This is a genomic window from Brevibacterium sp. Mu109, assembly GCF_900169375.1.
Classification (GTDB): domain Bacteria; phylum Actinomycetota; class Actinomycetes; order Actinomycetales; family Brevibacteriaceae; genus Brevibacterium; species Brevibacterium yomogidense_A.
This window is the reverse complement of record NZ_FXZF01000016.1, coordinates 14,799-31,827: the sequence shown is the minus strand read 5'-3', so window position 1 is coordinate 31,827 and position 17,029 is coordinate 14,799. Positions and strand designations below refer to the sequence as shown.

The window sequence follows — 17,029 nt, the reverse complement described above, 5'->3', positions numbered from 1 at the left end:
TGGCGTGACGACTGTCGAGCGTGCGGTACCAGAAGGCATCGCACGTTCGTGGTACGGCACTGACCGATCACTACGCGTCCCCTCCACTCTCCACTGACTGCAAATTAGGCTAGGCTAAGCTACGTAGTCCGTCAACGCTGGCGCATCCGGCTGGAACCTCTCCGGAATCCTCGCCGATCGGGCGACTGCTGGACGGACCAGCCTGAGGGTAGCCTACCCTAATAAGTTTGTGTTAGCGTCTGCTGTGGGCGTACTCGCCTCGGGGCCTACTTGGCCGACTCGAGGTGAGAATTCGTCCCTGCAGGTGTGCCACCGAGGGAAAGGCAATTGCGCCCATGAACACAGCTGAAGCGCCAGCAGCGCCCGAGGGTGACCCTCGGGTGGCACCACGAGCTTCGGAATCTGGGGAGACTGTTGACATCCTCGGAATAGGCCTGGGGCCATCCAATCTCAGCCTTGCAATCGCGATCGAAGAATCGAACGACCAAGGACGAGACGCTCAGCGAATCAGCTCACAGTTCATCGAAACGCAACCGCGATTCGGGTGGCATGACGGAATGCTACTTCCTGGGACGACGATGCAAGTCAGCTTCCTAAAGGATCTGGTGACGCTGCGCACGCCGTCAAGTAGTTACACGTTCCTTAACTACCTCGGAGAACGCGGTCGACTGTCGGACTTCATTAACCTGAAGACCTTTTTTCCCACGCGAGTCGAGTTTCACGACTATCTGTCCTGGGCGGCAGCGAGGGTGTCGGTACCCATCGAATACGGATCGACTGCACGACGAATCGAGTGGCGCAATGGGTCCTTCGAAGTGGAGGTCGAAAGCTATCAATCGGCGGCTGCTTCTCCAACCAGACGCACGATCTATGCACGTAATGTCGTGCTCGGTCTCGGGATAGAACCAGTCCTCCCCAAAAACGTGACTCCATCGAATCGGGTGTTCCACAATCACCGGTTGCTGGGCGTCCTCAAGAATGTGCCCCCGCAGACGCACGGCAAGTTCGTCGTCGTGGGATCCGGTCAGAGTGCCGCCGAGATCGCTGCCTATCTGCACGAGAGGTCGCCAAGCGCGGAGGTTCACATCTCGCATCGGCGCTTTGGCTACTCACCTTCGGACGACACGCCGTATGTGAATCGAATCTTTGACCCCGACTCGGTTGACCATTTTTTCCAGGCGCCCGCCGACGTGAAGAGGCAGCTACTGGAATACCACTGGCTGACCAACTACTCGGCTGTCGATGCCGATCTCATAGGCGAACTCTACGGCCGCGAGTACCAGGAACGCGTCCAGGGACACCAGCGGATCTTCGTGCATCGTGTAACTGAACTTCACGCCCTGGAGGAAGATGCTGGTGGCGTCACCGTCGTTCTGCGCAACCTCGCGGACGAATCGTACGTGCGTATCGAGGCGGACGCAGTAGTGCTTGCGACCGGGTTTCGCCCGCGCAGCGTGCGTGATGTTCTAGGAGGGTCTGTCTCGGCTCAGTTTTCGGGTGACAATCCCAAAGTTGAGCGCAACTATCGACTCTGCGTTGAGGAGAATGTGGCTGGGGCGATCTATCTCAACGGGGGAGTCGAGCATAGCCATGGCTTGTCGTCGTCGCTTCTGTCAAATGTAGCTGTACGTGCTGCCGACATCTTAGATTCAATCAAAGCGGGATTGCATGCTCGACGATTTTAGTTCCCAAGGTTGTTTTTGTACGCCCACAAGAGAGAATGGCGAGGTGTCAGCATGGCCCAAAACCCCTTCGATAACGACCACAAAACCTTTTTCGCGCTCGTCAATCATGAGCTGGAATATTCGCTTTGGCCGACATTCAAATCGGTCCCGGAAGGCTGGACCATCGCTCACGGAAATCCGGACGGACTGTCTCGTTCAGAGGTCCTGGATTGGATCGAAAGGACCTGGTCCGATCTCCGCCCGGCTTCTCTGCGCATGAAGCAGACCAGCGCTGAACAATCGTCAAGGACCGTGCCCTAAGGTGGCCGCTCGTTCGGAAGCGCGCATGTATGTTCGCCCGTCACGTCACGTCCGCACCAGCAAGTTTTCGTTGGATGCTTTAGGCACGCCGTCAGATGACACACCGCGATCGAGACGGCCGCTAGGCCTCAACTGTCAAGTGACGTCAACGGATTCCAACGATCAGCGGCGGTGACTGGCTCATCGTCGCTGGCGATGTCGGCGAACGATTCGATGAGATCGTCGATACCCTCAGCGTGCTCCGTGAACGGTTCGAGGTCGTGATCTGGGTGTCGGGAAACCATGAATTGTGGACCCTCCCCGGTGATCCGGCGACCAGTCGCTGCGCAGCACGCTACCTGCAGTTCGTCGAAGCACTACGTCGCGTCGACGCGCTGACGCCCGAGGATCCCTACCCCACCTGGGAGAGCGCGGACGGCCCGGTGGTCGTTGCGCCACTGTTCTTTCTGTACGACTACACCTTCCGGCCACCGGGCACAGCATCCAAGCAGGAGGCCTTGGCGGTGGCTGAGGCCGCTGGGGTCCTGTGCGCTGACGAGATTCTGCTCCATCCTGACCCGTATCCGTCGCGAGAGGACTGGTGCGCAGCGCGCCTGGACTACACCCGCGCACGTCTCGACCAGATCCCCGCCGATGCCCGCACGGTGCTGGTGAATCACTGGCCCCTGGTGCGCGAGCCGACGAGCGTGCTGGCCTATCCGGAGTTCGCATTGTGCGAACAGACCCGAGACTGGCCGACCCGTTACCGCGCGGCCGCCGTGGTCTATGGACACCTGCACATGCCTCGGACCATCGAGGTCGACGGAGTGCCACACCACGAAGTGTCGGTGGGATACCCCCATGAGTGGGGCAGGCTGGGTGCTCCTGCCCGCCGACTGGTTCCCATCCTGGGCGCCCGGACCGAACGGATCGGCTCATGACGGCTCGAGTCGGTCTGGGTCGTCTGTTGCCACCCAGCGTGGAGCTGGAGGAGAGCGAGATCGACGCCCCCGAGACCGTGCTGCTCGGCGGCGAGCGCGCCGCCATCGCCTCTGCCGTGCCCAAGCGCCGTGCCGAGTTCGCCACCGTCCGCGACTGCGCCCGCCGGGCACTGGCTCGTCTTGGCCAGCCACCGGTGCCCATCGTCCCAGGGCCAGATCGAGAACCACAATGGCCCGACGGGATCGTAGGAAGCCTGACCCACTGCGATGGCTACCGCGCCGCCGCAGTCGCCTCATCGTCCGACATCGTCACGCTCGGCATCGATGCTGAAGTCAACGAGCCACTGCCCGATGGAGTGGCACCCCTGGTGATGGTCGACGACGAACCCCGCATGGTCGACGCCCTGGCGGCCAACTATTACGACGTCTGCTGGGACAGACTGTTGTTCAGCGCCAAGGAAAGCATCTACAAGGCATGGTGGCCGCTGGCGCGCAGGTGGCTCGACTTCACCGAATGCGAACTGACCATCGACCCGACAGGCTCCTTCAGCGGGCACATCCTGATCGAAGGACCGGTCCACAACGGCAGCCGCCTCCAGAGGTTCGACGGACGCTGGGATCTGGTCGAACGCCACCTGATTACCGTGACGTGCCTGGAAAGAAGCAAGGACGAACGATGATTACGCTCGACCATCGCCTACCGTTCGGGGGCGAGGCGATATGACCTCCGAACGGTCCGAGCTCATCGCCTTCCTTCGCCACAATTGGGGGCGTTGAACGAGCGCATGGGCATCGAACTGGTCGAACTCACCCCAGACCGTGTGGTCGCGACGATGCATGTCGAAGGCAACACCCAGCCCTACGGTCTGCTCCATGGCGGCGCGTCCGTTGTCTTGGCCGAAACCATCGGCTCGGTCGCGGCGTCGATCAATGCCGGACCGGGCCGGTTCGCCGTCGGCACAGACATCAATGCCACACATCACCGATCAGTCACCCAAGGAACGGTCACCGGCGTGGCCACTCCACTGCATCGGGGCCTCACGATGGGAAGCTACGAGGTCGCCATCGTCGACAACGGCGACCGCTGCATTTGCACCGCGCGCATCGCTTGCGCCCTGATCGAGCGAGATCCAGGACCCACCCGGCAAGCATGACCCTCTGGCGCTGAACGCCGCAAGGTCGACCTGTGAGGCAGATGCCCTCTGCGGCAAGGGCCCCGACCCATCGATCAGCAGGTGTGGGCCTCCGGAACGTTGCAGCTAGGCCAGAGCACGAAACGCCACGCTCCGCGTGGCCTGGCCTTGTTGTGGTTGAGGGCTTTTCGGTACCGGTCGGGCCGGCTCGACTGAGTCACCAGGCGACGCCGGTGCCCAACAATGACTGTCGATCTAACCCGTCGTTCGATACTATCGACCAAGAAAGGAAGGTGAATGACAGTGGCTCGGGTGATCACTCGGTCGGTCTCACTGATCGTTGAGCAGTTCGAACTTGACGGGGACGTGATCGTCACGGTCGAGCGGATGGCCGCTGTCATGGCCCAGGTGGGGGTGGCGGGTGACCCGCGTCAGAGGGCTTATGAGCTCCAACGTGACGGCTGGCTCGGGAAGCTACGTACTCGAGGCGCGTGGGAGTTCCTTCCGGGTGCACGCGGTGGAGCATATGGTTCGGGCGACCGGTTCATCGAGTTCCGCGCCCAACATGCTGTCGATCCGGGGTGGGGTGGGGTACTCGCGATGGAGTCGGCCGCCTCCGTGCTCGGTCTGGCTCAGCGCATCCCCGAACAGGAGGTCGTCGCACTTGGCGCCGGCACATTGTTCCCCAAGGCGCTCGCGGGGCAGTGGCGATACGTTCGTGTTGACATGCCGGCTGAGGCGATCGCAGACGTCAACGGGCTGCGGTCCTGGAGTTTTGACGGGCTTCTAGTTGGCATCGCCACCCGGCCATCGGCCTATCGTGATGCCGCGGGCTTGGCTCAATGGATCGAGACCTCCGCAGAGGGGTTCGATGAGGTCATCATCAAACGGCTGCTGAGCGGGGCGCCGGACACCGTTCGTCAACGCGCCGCCTACGTGCTGCTCCTGATGGGCAGGGAAGACAGCGCACGATGGGTGCTCGAGGATGTCCCGCCGCAGGTGTCGGCATGGTTCGGACCTCGACAGCCCGGTGGCCGTTACGACCCGTTGACCAAGGTCAACGACACGCTCTTGGCTCCCTACCTCGGCGCCGGAGGTGGGGCATGACACGTGTCACCGAAGGTCATCTGGTCCGCCACTACCAAGGAGCCAAGGGCGGCAGGGATGCCGCCTTGCTCGACATCGCACAGGACCACGCGCTCCACTTGCTGCACGAGTCCGGCCTCTTCGAGCAGGGGCTGATCTTTAAAGGCGGTACAGCGTTGCGGAAGTTCCGAGCCGGCAACGCCGGGCGGTTCTCAACCGATTTCGACTTCGCCGCACCCGGCGAGGAACTTGCGCTGTCGGTCCTGCAAGTCCTCGACGGAGTCCAGATCGACGGGTTCTCCTTCGCGATTGCGAATCTCGGCGACGACGGTCGCCGAGGCGACCTGCGGATCGAGACCCCGTTCGGCAGTCCACAACTGGGAGCGAAGGTTGAACTCGCCCGGCACGCACTGAGCCTGGATCCCGACTTGCTTGAACCGGTCAGCCTTCCCATACACGAGCGGTACGGCTTCAGGTTGCCACCGACCCCGGTGGTCACGGTCGAAGAGGCCGTGGCCGAGAAGCTGGCCAGATACCGCCGGGTCTCACTGGCACGTGATCTGTACGACCTACAGTGGTATGCCACGGCAGGCGCCATGGACGAGCCGCTGACACGGCGGCTGTGGGTCCTCAAGGTCTACCGCGACATCGTGGTCGACGGCCGAGGCACCAAACCCATCGACCCCGACGACATCCTCGCCGAGAAGACACCCAACGACTTCCGGCCCGAAGACATCGGCTACCTGACCAAACCGGTCAAGACCGCAGAGTGGATCGCCACGGTGCGTAGCCGCTACCGCTTCTTGGCTGAGCTGACAGCCGACGAACTCCGTTGGGCCGCATGCAACGAGCGTGACCGCCACGAGGTCGACACGACGCTCGCCAATATCGGGACCTAATCCGCGCGGGCGGCAGGCAGCATTGATCGCCTACGCCTGGAGTCTTCCCTTGGTCAGCAGAAGGTCGCCGTTCGGTGACCGGGCGAAGGGAGCAGGGCATGGCTCAGGTAAAGGTGACGTCGCCGGATGAGTTGCTGGCAGCGTTGCCGCATGTCTTGGGGTTCACTCCGACTGAGTCGGTCGTGACGGTTCCCCTGGGGTCGGAATTGCCGGTGGCGCGTATCGACATCCCGAAGAACGCTGAGGATCGCCGTGAGGTCGCCAGGTCCCTGCAGAACGGCTACGTCCATCATGTGGGCCGCGAGCGAGGCATGCTCGCACTGGTGTGTGTGACCGAGGATCGTCGTGCCGCGCGGGCGACGAGCGAGGCCCTCGCCGATGCGTTCGATCGTATCGGTGTTGACACGCCCCTACGGCTGTGGGCGACCTCTGATCGTTGGACTGACCTCAGCTCCGGTAAGACCGGGCCACGAAGTGTCGAGTCGGTGAATCGGATGGCCGCTGAGGCGGCCTTTCATGGCCGACTGCCGCCCGCGGCCTCCCGTGCCGCCCTGGCGGAGGCGTTGATCGGGGACCCCATGCCGGTGGCAGCGGCACTCGGCGGTGCTCGCACCCTCGCACAGCAGATCCCGGCTGGCGAGCAGCATGCGTGGGCGGCCGGTCGTCTCGCGCAGTTCCACGAAGACGGACGCAGCCTCAGCGACCCGGAGGCCGCCAGGATGCTGGTCGCGTTGGAATCGAAACCCACGCGTGACGTTCTCTGGGTCGACATGTCCCGCGGCAACTCTGCACAACATGTCGAGCTGTGGTCCGACCTGACTCGCCGGGCCCCCGACGAGGTACGTGCCCCTGCAGCGAGCATGCTCGCGTTCGCCCACTGGCTGCATGGTGAGGGAGCCCAAGCATGGGTAGCGCTGGATCGGATCCCGCCCGATACGGAGCCCTACACGATGGCGGCACTGACAGCGACCATGTTGGAACGGGGAGCCCATCCCGACGTCTGGGAGGACGCCAAGGCCACGCTCGTCGACAGCGAAGCGTTCGTCCCCGGCCGTCCAGGACAAGGACCCGGCCGTGCGATGCCGACAAGCCAGCCTGCGCCGGATCGCCGAGCGCCGGGAATCTGAGGAGAAGAAGAATGGACGAACAGACGACGAACGAATCCGTTGGGACCTGGCTCAGCTCTCTTGAGCGGCGAGTACGACACATGCTCGGCTCCGCACACATCAATCGACCCTCGGTCACGGTGATCGACTGGGTCCACGACGCGGCCCGGAACCCCGTGCTGGCTCGACTTGGGATTGATTCGGATGACTGAGCAGAACCAACGCCCCCGCGCCGAAGTCCTCGCCGACGCGATCGGTGTGCTCACCGAAGCCGCCCGCCTGCGCCACCCCGTGTTGCAGCAGGTCGCGCCAGGCGCTGGGCAGCCCGATCCCAACCGGCTCGACCAGTCTGACTGGGCCGAGTTTGTCAGCCAAGCACTCGCCGGTGCAGCGGCCAATTTCGGTAGTGTTGATGCGATTCTTGCCGGCCGCCCAGGGTCATGGGAGGCCGACAGCATCCGGAACCTGCTCCTGGCCACGGTCGGTCATGATGAGGCCTATCTGCATGAGCATCGAACCGAGCCACTGCGAGTGACGGTGCCGGTCGATCAGATCCTGGCCGAACAAGGCCTGGATGAGCTCTATGAGGCGTTGCATACTTCTTTGGACGCTCGTGAGGTCAAGGCACTCGGCGAAGTCGTCGATGACGCGCCCTACCTGTGGCATTACGACCGCACCGACGCCGGGGGGTTCGTGAGCAGCGATCCCGAAGCCCCGCCGTTCTCCATGGAGTCCTGGCGCTCAGACCGTCAGGCCGACGGTTACCCGCCCGAACGGATCGCGCAGATCGAGCGCACGGTGTTCGACTCGCCCCTGACCCGCAGTGTCTACGTCGCCAAGTCACCGAAGGCGCGCGCCAAGGCGCAGCGGCTCGATGGACAGGCACACGCGATCCAGGATGGGTTCCGCCGCCGCCACGAAGCACTCGATGCCCTGCGCGGCGAGGAGCGGACGACCTTCGGGCAGGCGATCGTCGCCGCGGTCCGTGATCGCGCCGCCAGCGTGTATCCCGGTGTGCCTATTGAGGTTGAGGCCACCGACGATCCTGTTGAGGATCCGAGCACCACCGCCGACGGTTTCAGCTCCCCAGAGCAGCGGCTGCTGCAGCACGCGCGCGAGCACACCAGGTGGCCGGGCTCAGTACCGGCTCCGACGGGCTATTCGCTCGGCTGAGTGGTGGTGCCATCCTGGGCTGTTTCACCGTAGGCCGCTGGCACCGCGCCCCGAGACCGCGTGTGGCGACGCTTGTCAACCCCTATCCCCGTAGTTGTGGATAACATTCGAGTCTCGTCAAGAATTGTGGATAACTCGGGATTCTCCTGTCCGGTGTGGCGACACTGGTGGGGATGGATGACGCTGCTGACATCCCAGCTGATGTGGGCCAGCTGCTGCTGTGGTCCATCCGATGGCGCCGAGGCGGCGCCGGGTGGGCACCAGGCGGTGAAGGAGACCGGTGATGAAGGTCCCGATGAGCGTATTGAAGGCAACGGTGGGTGTTCCGGCGATCGTGGCGAGCACCCTGCTATGGATCATCGGGCTTGCGTTGGCCCCGCCACTGTGCGGGCTGCTCGGATTCACTGCCGGCGTGGTCGCTCTGGTGCTGCTCGCGACCGGGGCAGCGGAGACGGCTGCTGCTCGAGTGCTGCTCGGGGCACGAACAGCGACCGCGGCCGAACAGACTGTGTTCGCCCCGGTACTGGCACACGCAGCCGCACCGGAGGCCAGCATGGCGCAGCGTCGTCTGCTGGTGCGGCAGAACGTGGGCGCCCGGACACCACCGGTCCAACTGCTGGGCCGCGAGAGCGTGGTGGTGACGCCGTGGCTGATCGAGGCGACCTACCGCGGCTGGCTTGGGCTGGATGAGGCAGCTGCGCTGATGGTTCATGCCGAAGGACGTCACCAGGCCGAGGCACGCCGGTGTGAGTTGGCGATGCTGGCCTGGATGCTGCCGTGGCGAGCCCTGGGCGGGATTGCCCGAGGAATCGGACGAGTGACGGGCTGGGTCCCGTTCATCGGATTCGCATGGGCACTACGGGGCGTGATGGGCGTGGTGGCGTTGGTCCAACAGGTCGACGAAGGACGCCCGGCGCTGGGGGTTCTGGCGGCATCGATCGTGGCACTGACCTACCTGGTACCGGCCGCCAACCACGCCATCGCGCGTCGGGTCGAAGCCGAGGCTGACGATCTGGTCGTGCGCCGCGGACTGGGCCCATCCATGTCCGCGATGCTGCGCCGCTACAGACTGCCCGTCAGCCTCGAACGGCTGCACCATCTGGACGGATCTCGCCATGGCGCCCACGTGCCGGTCGCCGGGTGAGCCAGCAGCATGCTCATCGCCTCACGCCGTGGCTTGAAGAAGCCGGACCGGCCGCCGACGCTCGTGTGCTCTGGGCGAGGCGTCGACGTGCGGCGCCCGTCGGGCTCTCGGCTATCGGCATGTCGAGGCCGGGGGAGCGCTCACCTGTGTGCGATGGGTCGTCAGGGATGATCCCGCAAGCGTGGGCGACCTCGGTCATGTGCTGGGCCAGTTCGGCCACATCGGCTCCCAGTACCTCCTCCAGCATCTGCGTGATGCTCTCGGGTGTGCCGTCATAGTGGGCTGTCAGGGTCCGGGCCAGTGTATCGAGGGCCGCCTGTCCACTCTCGGTGAACTCCACGACCCCAGCCACAGCGCGCGCATGCTCGCGGCGCGGGTCGCGGGCTGGAGGTGATGGTGATGGGTTCACGACCTGTCTCGCTTCCTCAGGTGACGTCAAGGTCGGCCAGGATGCCGTCCACCAAGGGCCTACTCGCGGTATCTGGCGATCACCGGGCAGCAGGGGAGCGGCAGCCACCCTGAGCGTTGTCGACGTGACCTGGCCTATTGCACCGGCCGAAGTGGAGCTCAGTGCTTTTAAGGTGAAGTGCGTTCCCAGGCCGCCGTTAGCTGTGGCCGAAGAACGCGGCAAGGACGCGACGCATGAGCGGACCGGAGCACAGGAACAGCAAACGCGACATGCCTGGTCGGTGGTGATGCAACGAGATCAGGACTGTCCGATCTCGGAGGAGATTCCATCCGGTAGCCTTCACTTGTTCTTCGCGACGGATCTGAGGAAGCCGGTGTGAACCCGGCACGGTACCGCCACTGTGAGCGAGTCGTCGACGGCGACTCGTGAGTCAGACACTCACTTCGCCGCGCCCTTCGTGAACGGGGCGAGTACCCCGAGAAAGGGGTGCACCCCATGCGTGCTACCCATCTGTTCCTGACCAGCGCCCGACGTACCTTCCGGGCGAAACGATCGGTTGCCGTTCTAGTCGGGGTGGTCGCCCTCACCTTTTCCATGGTTGGTTGCGGATCTGGTTCGTCGAACGATGCGGCCGCCGGCTCAGTCACGGTGGAGAACTGTGGTCGTGATGTCAGCGTGGCCGCTCCGCCAGAGCGCGTGTATGCCGTCTATCAGCCGTCGGCCGAAATGATGAGCGCGCTGGGTCTGGGGGACCGGATCGTTGGGTCCTCGTTCTTCGATGGAGAATTCCTGCCCGAGTACGCGGACGCCTTCGAGGGTGCGCCCTACAGCGAGAACAACCCAACTCGTGAGGCACTGTTGGCGACCAATCCGGACTTTGTGTTCGGTGGTTATGGAACGGTATTTGCCGCCGATACGCCGAACGGGGTCGGGACCCGCGCAAGCTTGAAGAAGGTCGGTATCGAATCCTATGTGCTGACCCCGTTCTGCCCGACCAAAGACGGCAAGACCGATCAGGAGGTCGACCCGGCCGATGTGACAGTCGATGCCATCTACAACGACCTACTCGCGATCGGCGAACTATTCGGCGTCGAGGACAAAGCCGAGGCGCTTGTCGCAGAGTACAAGTCCCGAATCGGCAAGGTCGAAGATGCGGTCGCGGATGCTGACCGGCCAACAGTCGCCTATGTCCGCCCCCAAGAAGACGGCACATTCCAGATCTGTGGCGGTATCGACTTCGGCACACAGATCATCGAGCACGCCGGCGGGGTCAACGCGTTCGCAGACGTCACCACGACTCGCAACATCTACGTCGACGCCGAAGAGCTCATCAAGCGTGACCCGGACGTCATCTTGACCAATTCGGGCTTCGGGATCGACTACACGCTCGACGATGCCCAGTCCGATGTGGACAAGATCATGAAGAACCCGGCCTTCGCCGGCTTGACCGCGGTGAAGAACCACACGGTGTATCCGTCGCTGTTCGCCGATCGCAGCGCAGGTGTGCGCACCGCTCACGCGATCGAGCAGCTCGCCCAGCTGATCCACCCTGACCTTGTCGGCTGACAGTGAGTCTCGCTCCGCCCGTCCCGCACACAGCACTGCCCGGTGACGGGTCACCTGAGTCGTCACCGCTGGAACGTCGTGGCATGTTGCGGGGCGGGTGGAGCCGCACGTTCGGTCTCGGTGTCGCTGTCGTGGTCCTGGTCGCGGCAACGTGGGCGTCGATTGTCTTGGGCATCAACGACATCACTGTTGGCGATGTTCTCGATGCTGTCCGGGGCACTCCTGCGACCGACGCTGAACGGATCGTCTACCACCTACGGATCCCTCGCACGGCCACCGGCCTACTCGTGGGAGCCGGCCTGGGTGTCGCCGGTGCCACCATGCAGGGCTTGACCCGCAACCCGCTGGCGGATCCGGGGCTGCTCGGCATCAACGCCGGCGCTGCTCTTGCGGTGGTGGTCGCCATGGCTGGCCTGGGTATCACGACGGCGTCGGGATACGTCTGGTTCGCCTTCGCCGGGGCAGCATGTGCGGCCCTTTTCGTCTACGCACTCGGGTCTTTGGGGTTGGGAGGAGCGACGCCGGTCAAACTGATCCTCGCTGGTGCCGCCACCACAGCGTTCCTCGGCGCGATCACGACGATGATTACCCTGCGGGATGCCTCCTTGATGGACGACTATCGCTTCTGGGCGGTGGGGTCCCTGACCCGGGCCAACGGTGCGATGCTGCTGACCGTTGCGCCGTTCATCGTCGCTGGGCTCCTGCTTGCCATGGCGTCCAGTCGCAGCCTCAACGCGCTTGCTTTGGGCGACGATCTTGCGCGCAGTCTCGGCACCCGGGTGCGGGTCTCCAGAGCCATAGGCGCCATCGCCGTGGTGCTGCTCGCCGGTGGTTCGACCACGATCGCCGGACCAGTCGCCTTCATTGGTCTGGTGATACCCCATATCGCGCGGATGATCAGTGGACCTGACTACCGGTGGGTCATGGCATGGACGCTCGTCATGGCGCCAACTGTGCTGCTGATCGCCGACGTGGTCGGTCGGTTGGTCGCGCAGCCTCAGCAACTGCAGGTCGGGATCGTCGTTGCTGCCGTCGGCGCACCGTTCTTCCTGTACCTGGTGCGCCATCGCAAGCTGGTGGGCGTATGAGTCGCAACCAGGCCCGGGCCAGCGACGTCATCGTCTTCGCGCCCCATCAGTTGCCGATGTCCCTGCGGCTGAGCCGACGATCGATAGTCCTGACCGTCGGGACCGCGGCGGCCGCCCTCGCCGTCACGGTCGTGTCGATCACCATCGGGCAATACCCGCTCGATCTCTCGGATGTCATCCGGGTCCTGGGTGGCGGCGGAACGTTGATCGAGCAGGACGTGATCTTCGGCGACCGGCTCCCGCGGGCCTTGACCGGCCTCGGTGTCGGCGCGGCGTTCGCCCTGTCAGGGGCGATCCTGCAGCGCCTCGCCGCCAACCCCCTGGTCAGCCCCGATGTGATCGGCATCAACTCAGGGGCCGCCGCAGGAGCGCTGACCGTCATGCTCGTCCTCGGGGGCAGCGGCGCCGAGCTGACAATCGGAGCTCTCCTCGGTGCCATGGCCACGGTCGTCGCGATCGTCGTGATCGCCTACCGCCGCGGATTGCTCGGATTCCGGCTGGTGCTGGTCGGGATCGGCGTAGCGGCCATGCTGACTTCGGCGATCTCCTACCTGCTGACCCGCTCCGACGTCCACCAGGTCCAGGCGGCAGCCGGGTGGTTGACGGGCAGCCTGGCCAACCGCAGCAGCATGCACGCCACCATCATCGGAGCCACGCTCGCGCTCGCGGTCATGGCCCTCGTTGTCCTCGGACGGGACCTGCGGGTCCAGGAGCTTGGCGACGACCTGGCGCGCACGCTGACCGGCAGTCGCCAGGCCCGCCGTATCCCGCTCCTGCTCGTCGCCGTGGGGTTGGCCGCGATGGCCACCGCAGCAGCTGGACCGATCGGTTTCGTCGCGCTCGTCGCACCCCAAATCACCCGCAGGATCCTGGCTGAGCGCCAAATCGGTCTCGCGCCCTCCGCGGCCGTCGGAGCGTTGCTCGTCGTCGCCGCGGACCTGGCCTCCCGGCTGATCTTCGCACCCGAAGAGATGCCGGTCGGGGTATTAACCGCCGTCCTGGGCGCGCCGGTCCTGCTCGTCCTCCTCGCACGCGCCCACCGGATTGGAGCCGCCGGATGACCCAGACACCCACCACCGGTACCTGCCATGTCGCCCTGGGGACCAACGCCTTGCGGCTCGGCTACGGGACGTCGGTCGTCATCGATGAGGTCAGCATCGAACTTCCGGCCGGGCAGATCACCGCCATCGTCGGACCCAACGGCTGCGGCAAGTCGACACTGCTGCGTGGCCTCGCCCGACTCATGGACCCCCTCTCCGGCCACGTCCACCTCGACGGCGCTGACCTCGCACGACTGTCCGCACGCACCATCGCCACCCGGCTGGGACTGCTGCCTCAACAACCGACCGCACCCGACGGCATCACGGTCGCCGACCTCGTCGGACGAGGCCGCCACCCCCATCAACGTTGGTTCCGTCAATGGAGCCCCGATGACGAGCGGGCTGTGACCGCAGCACTCGCAGCGACGTCAATGATCGATCTTGCCCAGACGCCAGTCGACCAACTCTCAGGTGGCCAACGACAACGCGCATGGATCGCTCTGGCGCTGGCACAAGATCCCGATGTCATGCTGCTCGATGAGCCGACAACCTTCCTCGACCTTGCCCACCAGCTAGAAGTCCTCAACCTCCTTGCTGCGCTGAACCGCAGTCTCAGTCGCACCATCGTGATGGTGCTCCACGATCTCAACATGGCCAGCCGCTACGCCGACCACCTCATCGCCCTACGAGATGGGCACGTCGTCGCCCAAGGCCCACCGGCAGAGGTCGTGACCACACGGCTCATGCGCGAGGTGTTCGACGTGGACGCCACGATCATCACTGACCCGGTGGCCGGGACACCCCTGGTCGTGCCGCACGCTCCACCCGACAGGAGCAACCATGCCTGACTGCCAGATCCAACGCGTGCTAGTCGGCATGGGCGCCGACGCACCCACACGAGAAGGAGACCTTCAGGTCCTCGCCCAAGAACTCGGCGCACGCATCGCCTACCTGCAGCTGGCCCGGCCCACGCTTCACGACGTGCTCGGCGAGCTCGCTGCCGATCACCACGGCGCACACGTCCGTCTCATCGCAGCGCCAATCTCCGGAGCACCATCGCCTGCACGATCATGGCTCAAACGCGTCGCCGGAGACTGGGTCCGCCAGCACCCCGACACCTTGACCATCGAGGTCGCCGGCCGCCCGGTCACCGGACACGAAGCTGGCCTGTCCTCCCCGGCATGGGCCGACGTACCGCCCTACAGCAGACACGCCCTGATCTGCCGCGGACCACGCTGCACAGCCCTGGGCGCTGCCCAGACAGCCGAGGCCATCGAGTCCCAACTACGAGCCGAAGGCTTGACGAACCAAGAGGTTCTCGTCACCCAGACCGGATGCCTCTACCCGTGCAACCACGGCCCCGTGATAGCCGAAACCACTGAGGACCGTTGGTGGGGACCCGTCACCCCCGAAAGCGCCCAAAAACTGGTCCGGGACTGGGCACAGAATCCTCGCTCCCACGATAGGCGCGCAGTCACACCTCCCTAGGTCCGGTGCCTACCTAATCGCATCGAGCCGATCGCCGGACGAGACAGTGCTGACCGAGCGCGACGGTCAGGTCGATCGGAAACGACACGGGCAGTGAGAGGCGGTGTAGGCACCTGCAGGCCGACCAAGGACGTGCGGGGCTTATTCACCGCTGGCGCGATCAGTGCCGCCGCGATGCCAGTCGTTGCCGCATGCCAAGGGAGAGCCCACCCACCCGCTTGCCGGCCACAGCCTCGAGGCCCGTCTGGTCCACCACCAGGCCGACCCGACGCTTGGCGGGACCGTTGCTCACAGCAAGTGCCAGGAGATGGTGATGCGCCGTGCGGCGGTCATGCACGGCGCTGGCATCCAGTAGCGGCACCGGAAGATCACGGTAAAGACGGCCGCTGATTCTCACTGAGCCTGGAGTAGGCGTAGCCAGCCCGGTGATTATCTTCAACGACGGCGACTTCCCGGCACCGTTCGGCCCCAGAAAGCCGGCTACTTGTCCCGGTTCGACGGTGAACGACACGTCGTCGACCACCGTCTGGGGCGCATGCCGTTTGGTCAGGCCTCGGATATCGATTGCAGTCATGATGCAGACTGTGGCCAGCGCGGCAGGGAAGACTCTGACCAGTTCTGAGAGAACCCTGCGAAATCCGGGTTGCACCCGTACAGGGCCAGTTTCCACCCGCCGCGAGGGTCGCAGGCTCTCAGGGATCTCTCCGGAGTCCGGGGCCAGACCCACAGGGAAGCCGGCCCGACTGTGGGGGGCGTTCATTGGATCGCGCCATGTCACGACACGCAGACGCCCCTGGGCGACGGCCCGGTCCGTCGGGTATCCGGGCACCGAGCACAGCGCGGTTTGGGAGATTCCTTTGGTTGCCGGCGCGGTGATGAGACGATGGGGGTATGAGCGTTCCTGCCGTCACCGCACCCGGAGGTCTCGCGGCTCACCGCGAGGCCATACGTGTGGTGCTTGCCAAGTATGAGGTGGCGGCGGCTGGCGTGTTCGGCTCAGTTGCACGTGGCCAGGCGAGCGACGCCTCAGACCTCGACTTGATTGTGCAGTTCGCACCTGGCGCCAAGCCTGACCTGATTCGTCTGGGCGAAGAGCTGTCGCTGGTGACCGGGGTGAGCGTTGACGTCGTCGATGCCGACGTCGTACAAGAACGCGCACGTCGCACGGGTGTGGGGCTAACCATTCTGGCCGAAACCGTGCCGCTGTGAATCTCGCCGAGGCCGAAGGAATCCTTGCGCTGGAGGTGGAGATCAGCACCGCGCTGAAACTCGCCACCAGCCAAGATGAGTTCCGTGACGACTGGCGGCTACAACTGGCCGCCGAGCGCATCATTGAACGCATCTTTCAAGCGGCAACGGCGTTGGCCGACAGGCACCAGATCGGCTACTTCGGTGACGACGGACTGCAGTATCTGCGGGGGATGCGTAACCGGCTCGCACATAACTATCTGGATATCGATGTCGACATTTTGTGGAACACGCTAGCCGAGGACATCCCCTTGGTAAACGAGCGGATGGGCGACGACATCACCGCCGCACTTGAGGTGATCGAGGAGCACCGACGTCACCAACGCGACGACGCCAAGCTGTGGACCGCCGAACACCTCAGTCGTGTCAACGACCCCGACACGTGAGACTGCGCGGCTCAGCGCTTCGGCCGCCGGGCCAGCGGCCAACTCGCCTACATATAGGCGTAAGAGATGACGTGGGCGACTCGCCTCGGACTGGTCCCTACCGACGCAAAGCAGGCGCAGGCGTGGCGGCCCTACGCACGGGTCGTGGCCGCTCACCGCGACCGGCCACCGGATCACTGAAGACAGCCCCATCGGCACGACGCCCGGCCACACGGCACAGAAAGGCGAGGCTGCCCGCGCCGCGCTAGCCCGAATACGCGAGCTCACGCGGCAAGCGCCCCGGTTAGGTCGTGCGGCGACCGCCCCGCACAAGGAGGGCCAGGATGAATGGACGCCCCTTCGCGCGGACGCGAGGCAC

18 protein-coding genes and 1 riboswitch are annotated in these 17,029 nt (G+C 64.6%); of the genes, 17 read left to right on the top strand and 1 reads right to left on the bottom strand.

Features of this window, described 5'->3' with window-relative positions:
- The first annotated feature begins 380 nt into the window (after nucleotides 1-380).
- The 15 genes from BSP109_RS10840 (at nucleotide 381) to BSP109_RS10765 (ending at nucleotide 14,397) form a co-directional block, all read left to right on the top strand.
- Nucleotides 381-1,685, top strand: coding sequence for a SidA/IucD/PvdA family monooxygenase (locus tag BSP109_RS10840; protein WP_308297912.1), 1,305 nt, complete (start codon nucleotides 381-383; stop codon nucleotides 1,683-1,685).
- A gap of 51 nt (nucleotides 1,686-1,736) precedes the next feature.
- On the top strand, nucleotides 1,737-1,985 hold the full coding sequence (locus BSP109_RS10835) for an MbtH family protein (RefSeq protein ID WP_101600573.1): 249 nt from the start codon (nucleotides 1,737-1,739) through the stop codon (nucleotides 1,983-1,985).
- 152 nt (nucleotides 1,986-2,137) lie between these two features.
- Entirely contained in the window at nucleotides 2,138-2,905 is a 768-nt protein-coding gene (locus tag BSP109_RS10830; RefSeq protein WP_146001130.1) for a metallophosphoesterase, read from the top strand.
- Nucleotides 2,902-3,585, top strand: a complete 684-nt coding sequence (locus BSP109_RS10825) for a 4'-phosphopantetheinyl transferase (RefSeq protein WP_101600570.1) — start codon at nucleotides 2,902-2,904, stop codon at nucleotides 3,583-3,585. The genes BSP109_RS10830 and BSP109_RS10825 overlap by 4 nt, the downstream gene beginning before the upstream one ends.
- A 105-nt stretch (nucleotides 3,586-3,690) precedes the next feature.
- Nucleotides 3,691-4,059, top strand: a complete 369-nt coding sequence (locus BSP109_RS10820; protein ID WP_101600568.1) for a hotdog fold thioesterase — start codon at nucleotides 3,691-3,693, stop codon at nucleotides 4,057-4,059.
- Nucleotides 4,060-4,350: 291 nt separating this feature from the next.
- Nucleotides 4,351-5,145 carry a type IV toxin-antitoxin system AbiEi family antitoxin gene (locus BSP109_RS10815; protein ID WP_180959703.1) on the top strand — a complete coding sequence of 265 codons (795 nt, stop codon included), beginning with the start codon at nucleotides 4,351-4,353 and terminating at the stop codon, nucleotides 5,143-5,145.
- The gene (locus BSP109_RS10810) at nucleotides 5,142-6,023 is read left to right on the top strand and encodes a nucleotidyl transferase AbiEii/AbiGii toxin family protein (protein ID WP_101600565.1); all 882 of its coding nucleotides are present in this window, start codon (nucleotides 5,142-5,144) and stop codon (nucleotides 6,021-6,023) included. Before BSP109_RS10815 ends, BSP109_RS10810 begins: the two co-directional genes overlap by 4 nt.
- Before the next feature lie 98 nt (nucleotides 6,024-6,121).
- Complete coding sequence (locus BSP109_RS10805; protein ID WP_101600563.1) at nucleotides 6,122-7,150, top strand: DUF4192 domain-containing protein; 1,029 nt, start codon at nucleotides 6,122-6,124, stop codon at nucleotides 7,148-7,150.
- A gap of 11 nt (nucleotides 7,151-7,161) precedes the next feature.
- A complete protein-coding gene (locus BSP109_RS10800) occupies nucleotides 7,162-7,341 on the top strand; it encodes a hypothetical protein (protein WP_101600561.1) in 180 nt (59 codons plus the stop codon).
- A complete protein-coding gene (locus BSP109_RS16950; RefSeq protein ID WP_146001129.1) occupies nucleotides 7,334-8,302 on the top strand; it encodes a hypothetical protein in 969 nt (322 codons plus the stop codon). Before BSP109_RS10800 ends, BSP109_RS16950 begins: the two co-directional genes overlap by 8 nt.
- 283 nt (nucleotides 8,303-8,585) lie before the next feature.
- Nucleotides 8,586-9,446 (top strand): hypothetical protein, encoded by an 861-nt coding sequence (locus tag BSP109_RS10790; RefSeq protein WP_101600558.1) that lies wholly within the window; start codon nucleotides 8,586-8,588, stop codon nucleotides 9,444-9,446.
- Nucleotides 9,447-10,218: 772 nt separating this feature from the next.
- A riboswitch (cobalamin riboswitch) is annotated at nucleotides 10,219-10,295 on the top strand.
- A 55-nt stretch (nucleotides 10,296-10,350) separates the two neighbouring features.
- Complete coding sequence (locus BSP109_RS10780) at nucleotides 10,351-11,421, top strand: ABC transporter substrate-binding protein (protein ID WP_219618529.1); 1,071 nt, start codon at nucleotides 10,351-10,353, stop codon at nucleotides 11,419-11,421.
- An 83-nt stretch (nucleotides 11,422-11,504) separates the two neighbouring features.
- The gene (locus BSP109_RS10775; RefSeq protein WP_101600554.1) at nucleotides 11,505-12,509 is read left to right on the top strand and encodes an iron ABC transporter permease; all 1,005 of its coding nucleotides are present in this window, start codon (nucleotides 11,505-11,507) and stop codon (nucleotides 12,507-12,509) included.
- On the top strand, nucleotides 12,506-13,570 hold the full coding sequence (locus BSP109_RS10770; protein WP_219618528.1) for an iron chelate uptake ABC transporter family permease subunit: 1,065 nt from the start codon (nucleotides 12,506-12,508) through the stop codon (nucleotides 13,568-13,570). Before BSP109_RS10775 ends, BSP109_RS10770 begins: the two co-directional genes overlap by 4 nt.
- Entirely contained in the window at nucleotides 13,567-14,397 is an 831-nt protein-coding gene (locus BSP109_RS10765; protein ID WP_101600552.1) for an ABC transporter ATP-binding protein, read from the top strand. The genes BSP109_RS10770 and BSP109_RS10765 overlap by 4 nt, the downstream gene beginning before the upstream one ends.
- 800 nt (nucleotides 14,398-15,197) lie before the next feature.
- On the opposite strand, the gene BSP109_RS10760 is transcribed toward BSP109_RS10765, so the two are convergent.
- Nucleotides 15,198-15,611, bottom strand: coding sequence for an ATP-binding cassette domain-containing protein (locus BSP109_RS10760; protein ID WP_257944660.1), 414 nt, complete (start codon nucleotides 15,609-15,611; stop codon nucleotides 15,198-15,200).
- Nucleotides 15,612-15,928: 317 nt separating this feature from the next.
- Between BSP109_RS10760 and BSP109_RS10755 the strand changes: the two genes are divergently transcribed.
- Nucleotides 15,929-16,246 (top strand): nucleotidyltransferase family protein, encoded by a 318-nt coding sequence (locus BSP109_RS10755; protein WP_101600550.1) that lies wholly within the window; start codon nucleotides 15,929-15,931, stop codon nucleotides 16,244-16,246.
- Nucleotides 16,243-16,671 (top strand): DUF86 domain-containing protein, encoded by a 429-nt coding sequence (locus BSP109_RS10750; RefSeq protein ID WP_101600549.1) that lies wholly within the window; start codon nucleotides 16,243-16,245, stop codon nucleotides 16,669-16,671. The genes BSP109_RS10755 and BSP109_RS10750 overlap by 4 nt, the downstream gene beginning before the upstream one ends.
- The last annotated feature ends 358 nt before the right edge of the window (nucleotides 16,672-17,029 follow it).

Bases quoted from the DNA above. Each gene is read 5' to 3' on its own strand.
- BSP109_RS10835 (WP_101600573.1), top strand. From the start codon at position 1,737: ATGGCCCAAAACCCCTTCGATAACGACCACAAAACCTTTTTCGCGCTC.
- BSP109_RS10825 (WP_101600570.1), top strand. From the start codon at position 2,902: ATGACGGCTCGAGTCGGTCTGGGTCGTCTGTTGCCACCCAGCGTGGAG.
- BSP109_RS10820 (WP_101600568.1), top strand. From the start codon at position 3,691: ATGGGCATCGAACTGGTCGAACTCACCCCAGACCGTGTGGTCGCGACG.
- BSP109_RS10810 (WP_101600565.1), top strand. From the start codon at position 5,142: ATGACACGTGTCACCGAAGGTCATCTGGTCCGCCACTACCAAGGAGCC.
- BSP109_RS10805 (WP_101600563.1), top strand. From the start codon at position 6,122: ATGGCTCAGGTAAAGGTGACGTCGCCGGATGAGTTGCTGGCAGCGTTG.
- BSP109_RS10800 (WP_101600561.1), top strand. From the start codon at position 7,162: ATGGACGAACAGACGACGAACGAATCCGTTGGGACCTGGCTCAGCTCT.
- BSP109_RS16950 (WP_146001129.1), top strand. From the start codon at position 7,334: ATGACTGAGCAGAACCAACGCCCCCGCGCCGAAGTCCTCGCCGACGCG.
- BSP109_RS10790 (WP_101600558.1), top strand. From the start codon at position 8,586: ATGAAGGTCCCGATGAGCGTATTGAAGGCAACGGTGGGTGTTCCGGCG.
- BSP109_RS10780 (WP_219618529.1), top strand. From the start codon at position 10,351: ATGCGTGCTACCCATCTGTTCCTGACCAGCGCCCGACGTACCTTCCGG.
- BSP109_RS10775 (WP_101600554.1), top strand. From the start codon at position 11,505: ATGTTGCGGGGCGGGTGGAGCCGCACGTTCGGTCTCGGTGTCGCTGTC.
- BSP109_RS10770 (WP_219618528.1), top strand. From the start codon at position 12,506: ATGAGTCGCAACCAGGCCCGGGCCAGCGACGTCATCGTCTTCGCGCCC.
- BSP109_RS10765 (WP_101600552.1), top strand. From the start codon at position 13,567: ATGACCCAGACACCCACCACCGGTACCTGCCATGTCGCCCTGGGGACC.
- BSP109_RS10760 (WP_257944660.1), bottom strand. From the start codon at position 15,611: ATGACTGCAATCGATATCCGAGGCCTGACCAAACGGCATGCGCCCCAG.
- BSP109_RS10755 (WP_101600550.1), top strand. From the start codon at position 15,929: ATGAGCGTTCCTGCCGTCACCGCACCCGGAGGTCTCGCGGCTCACCGC.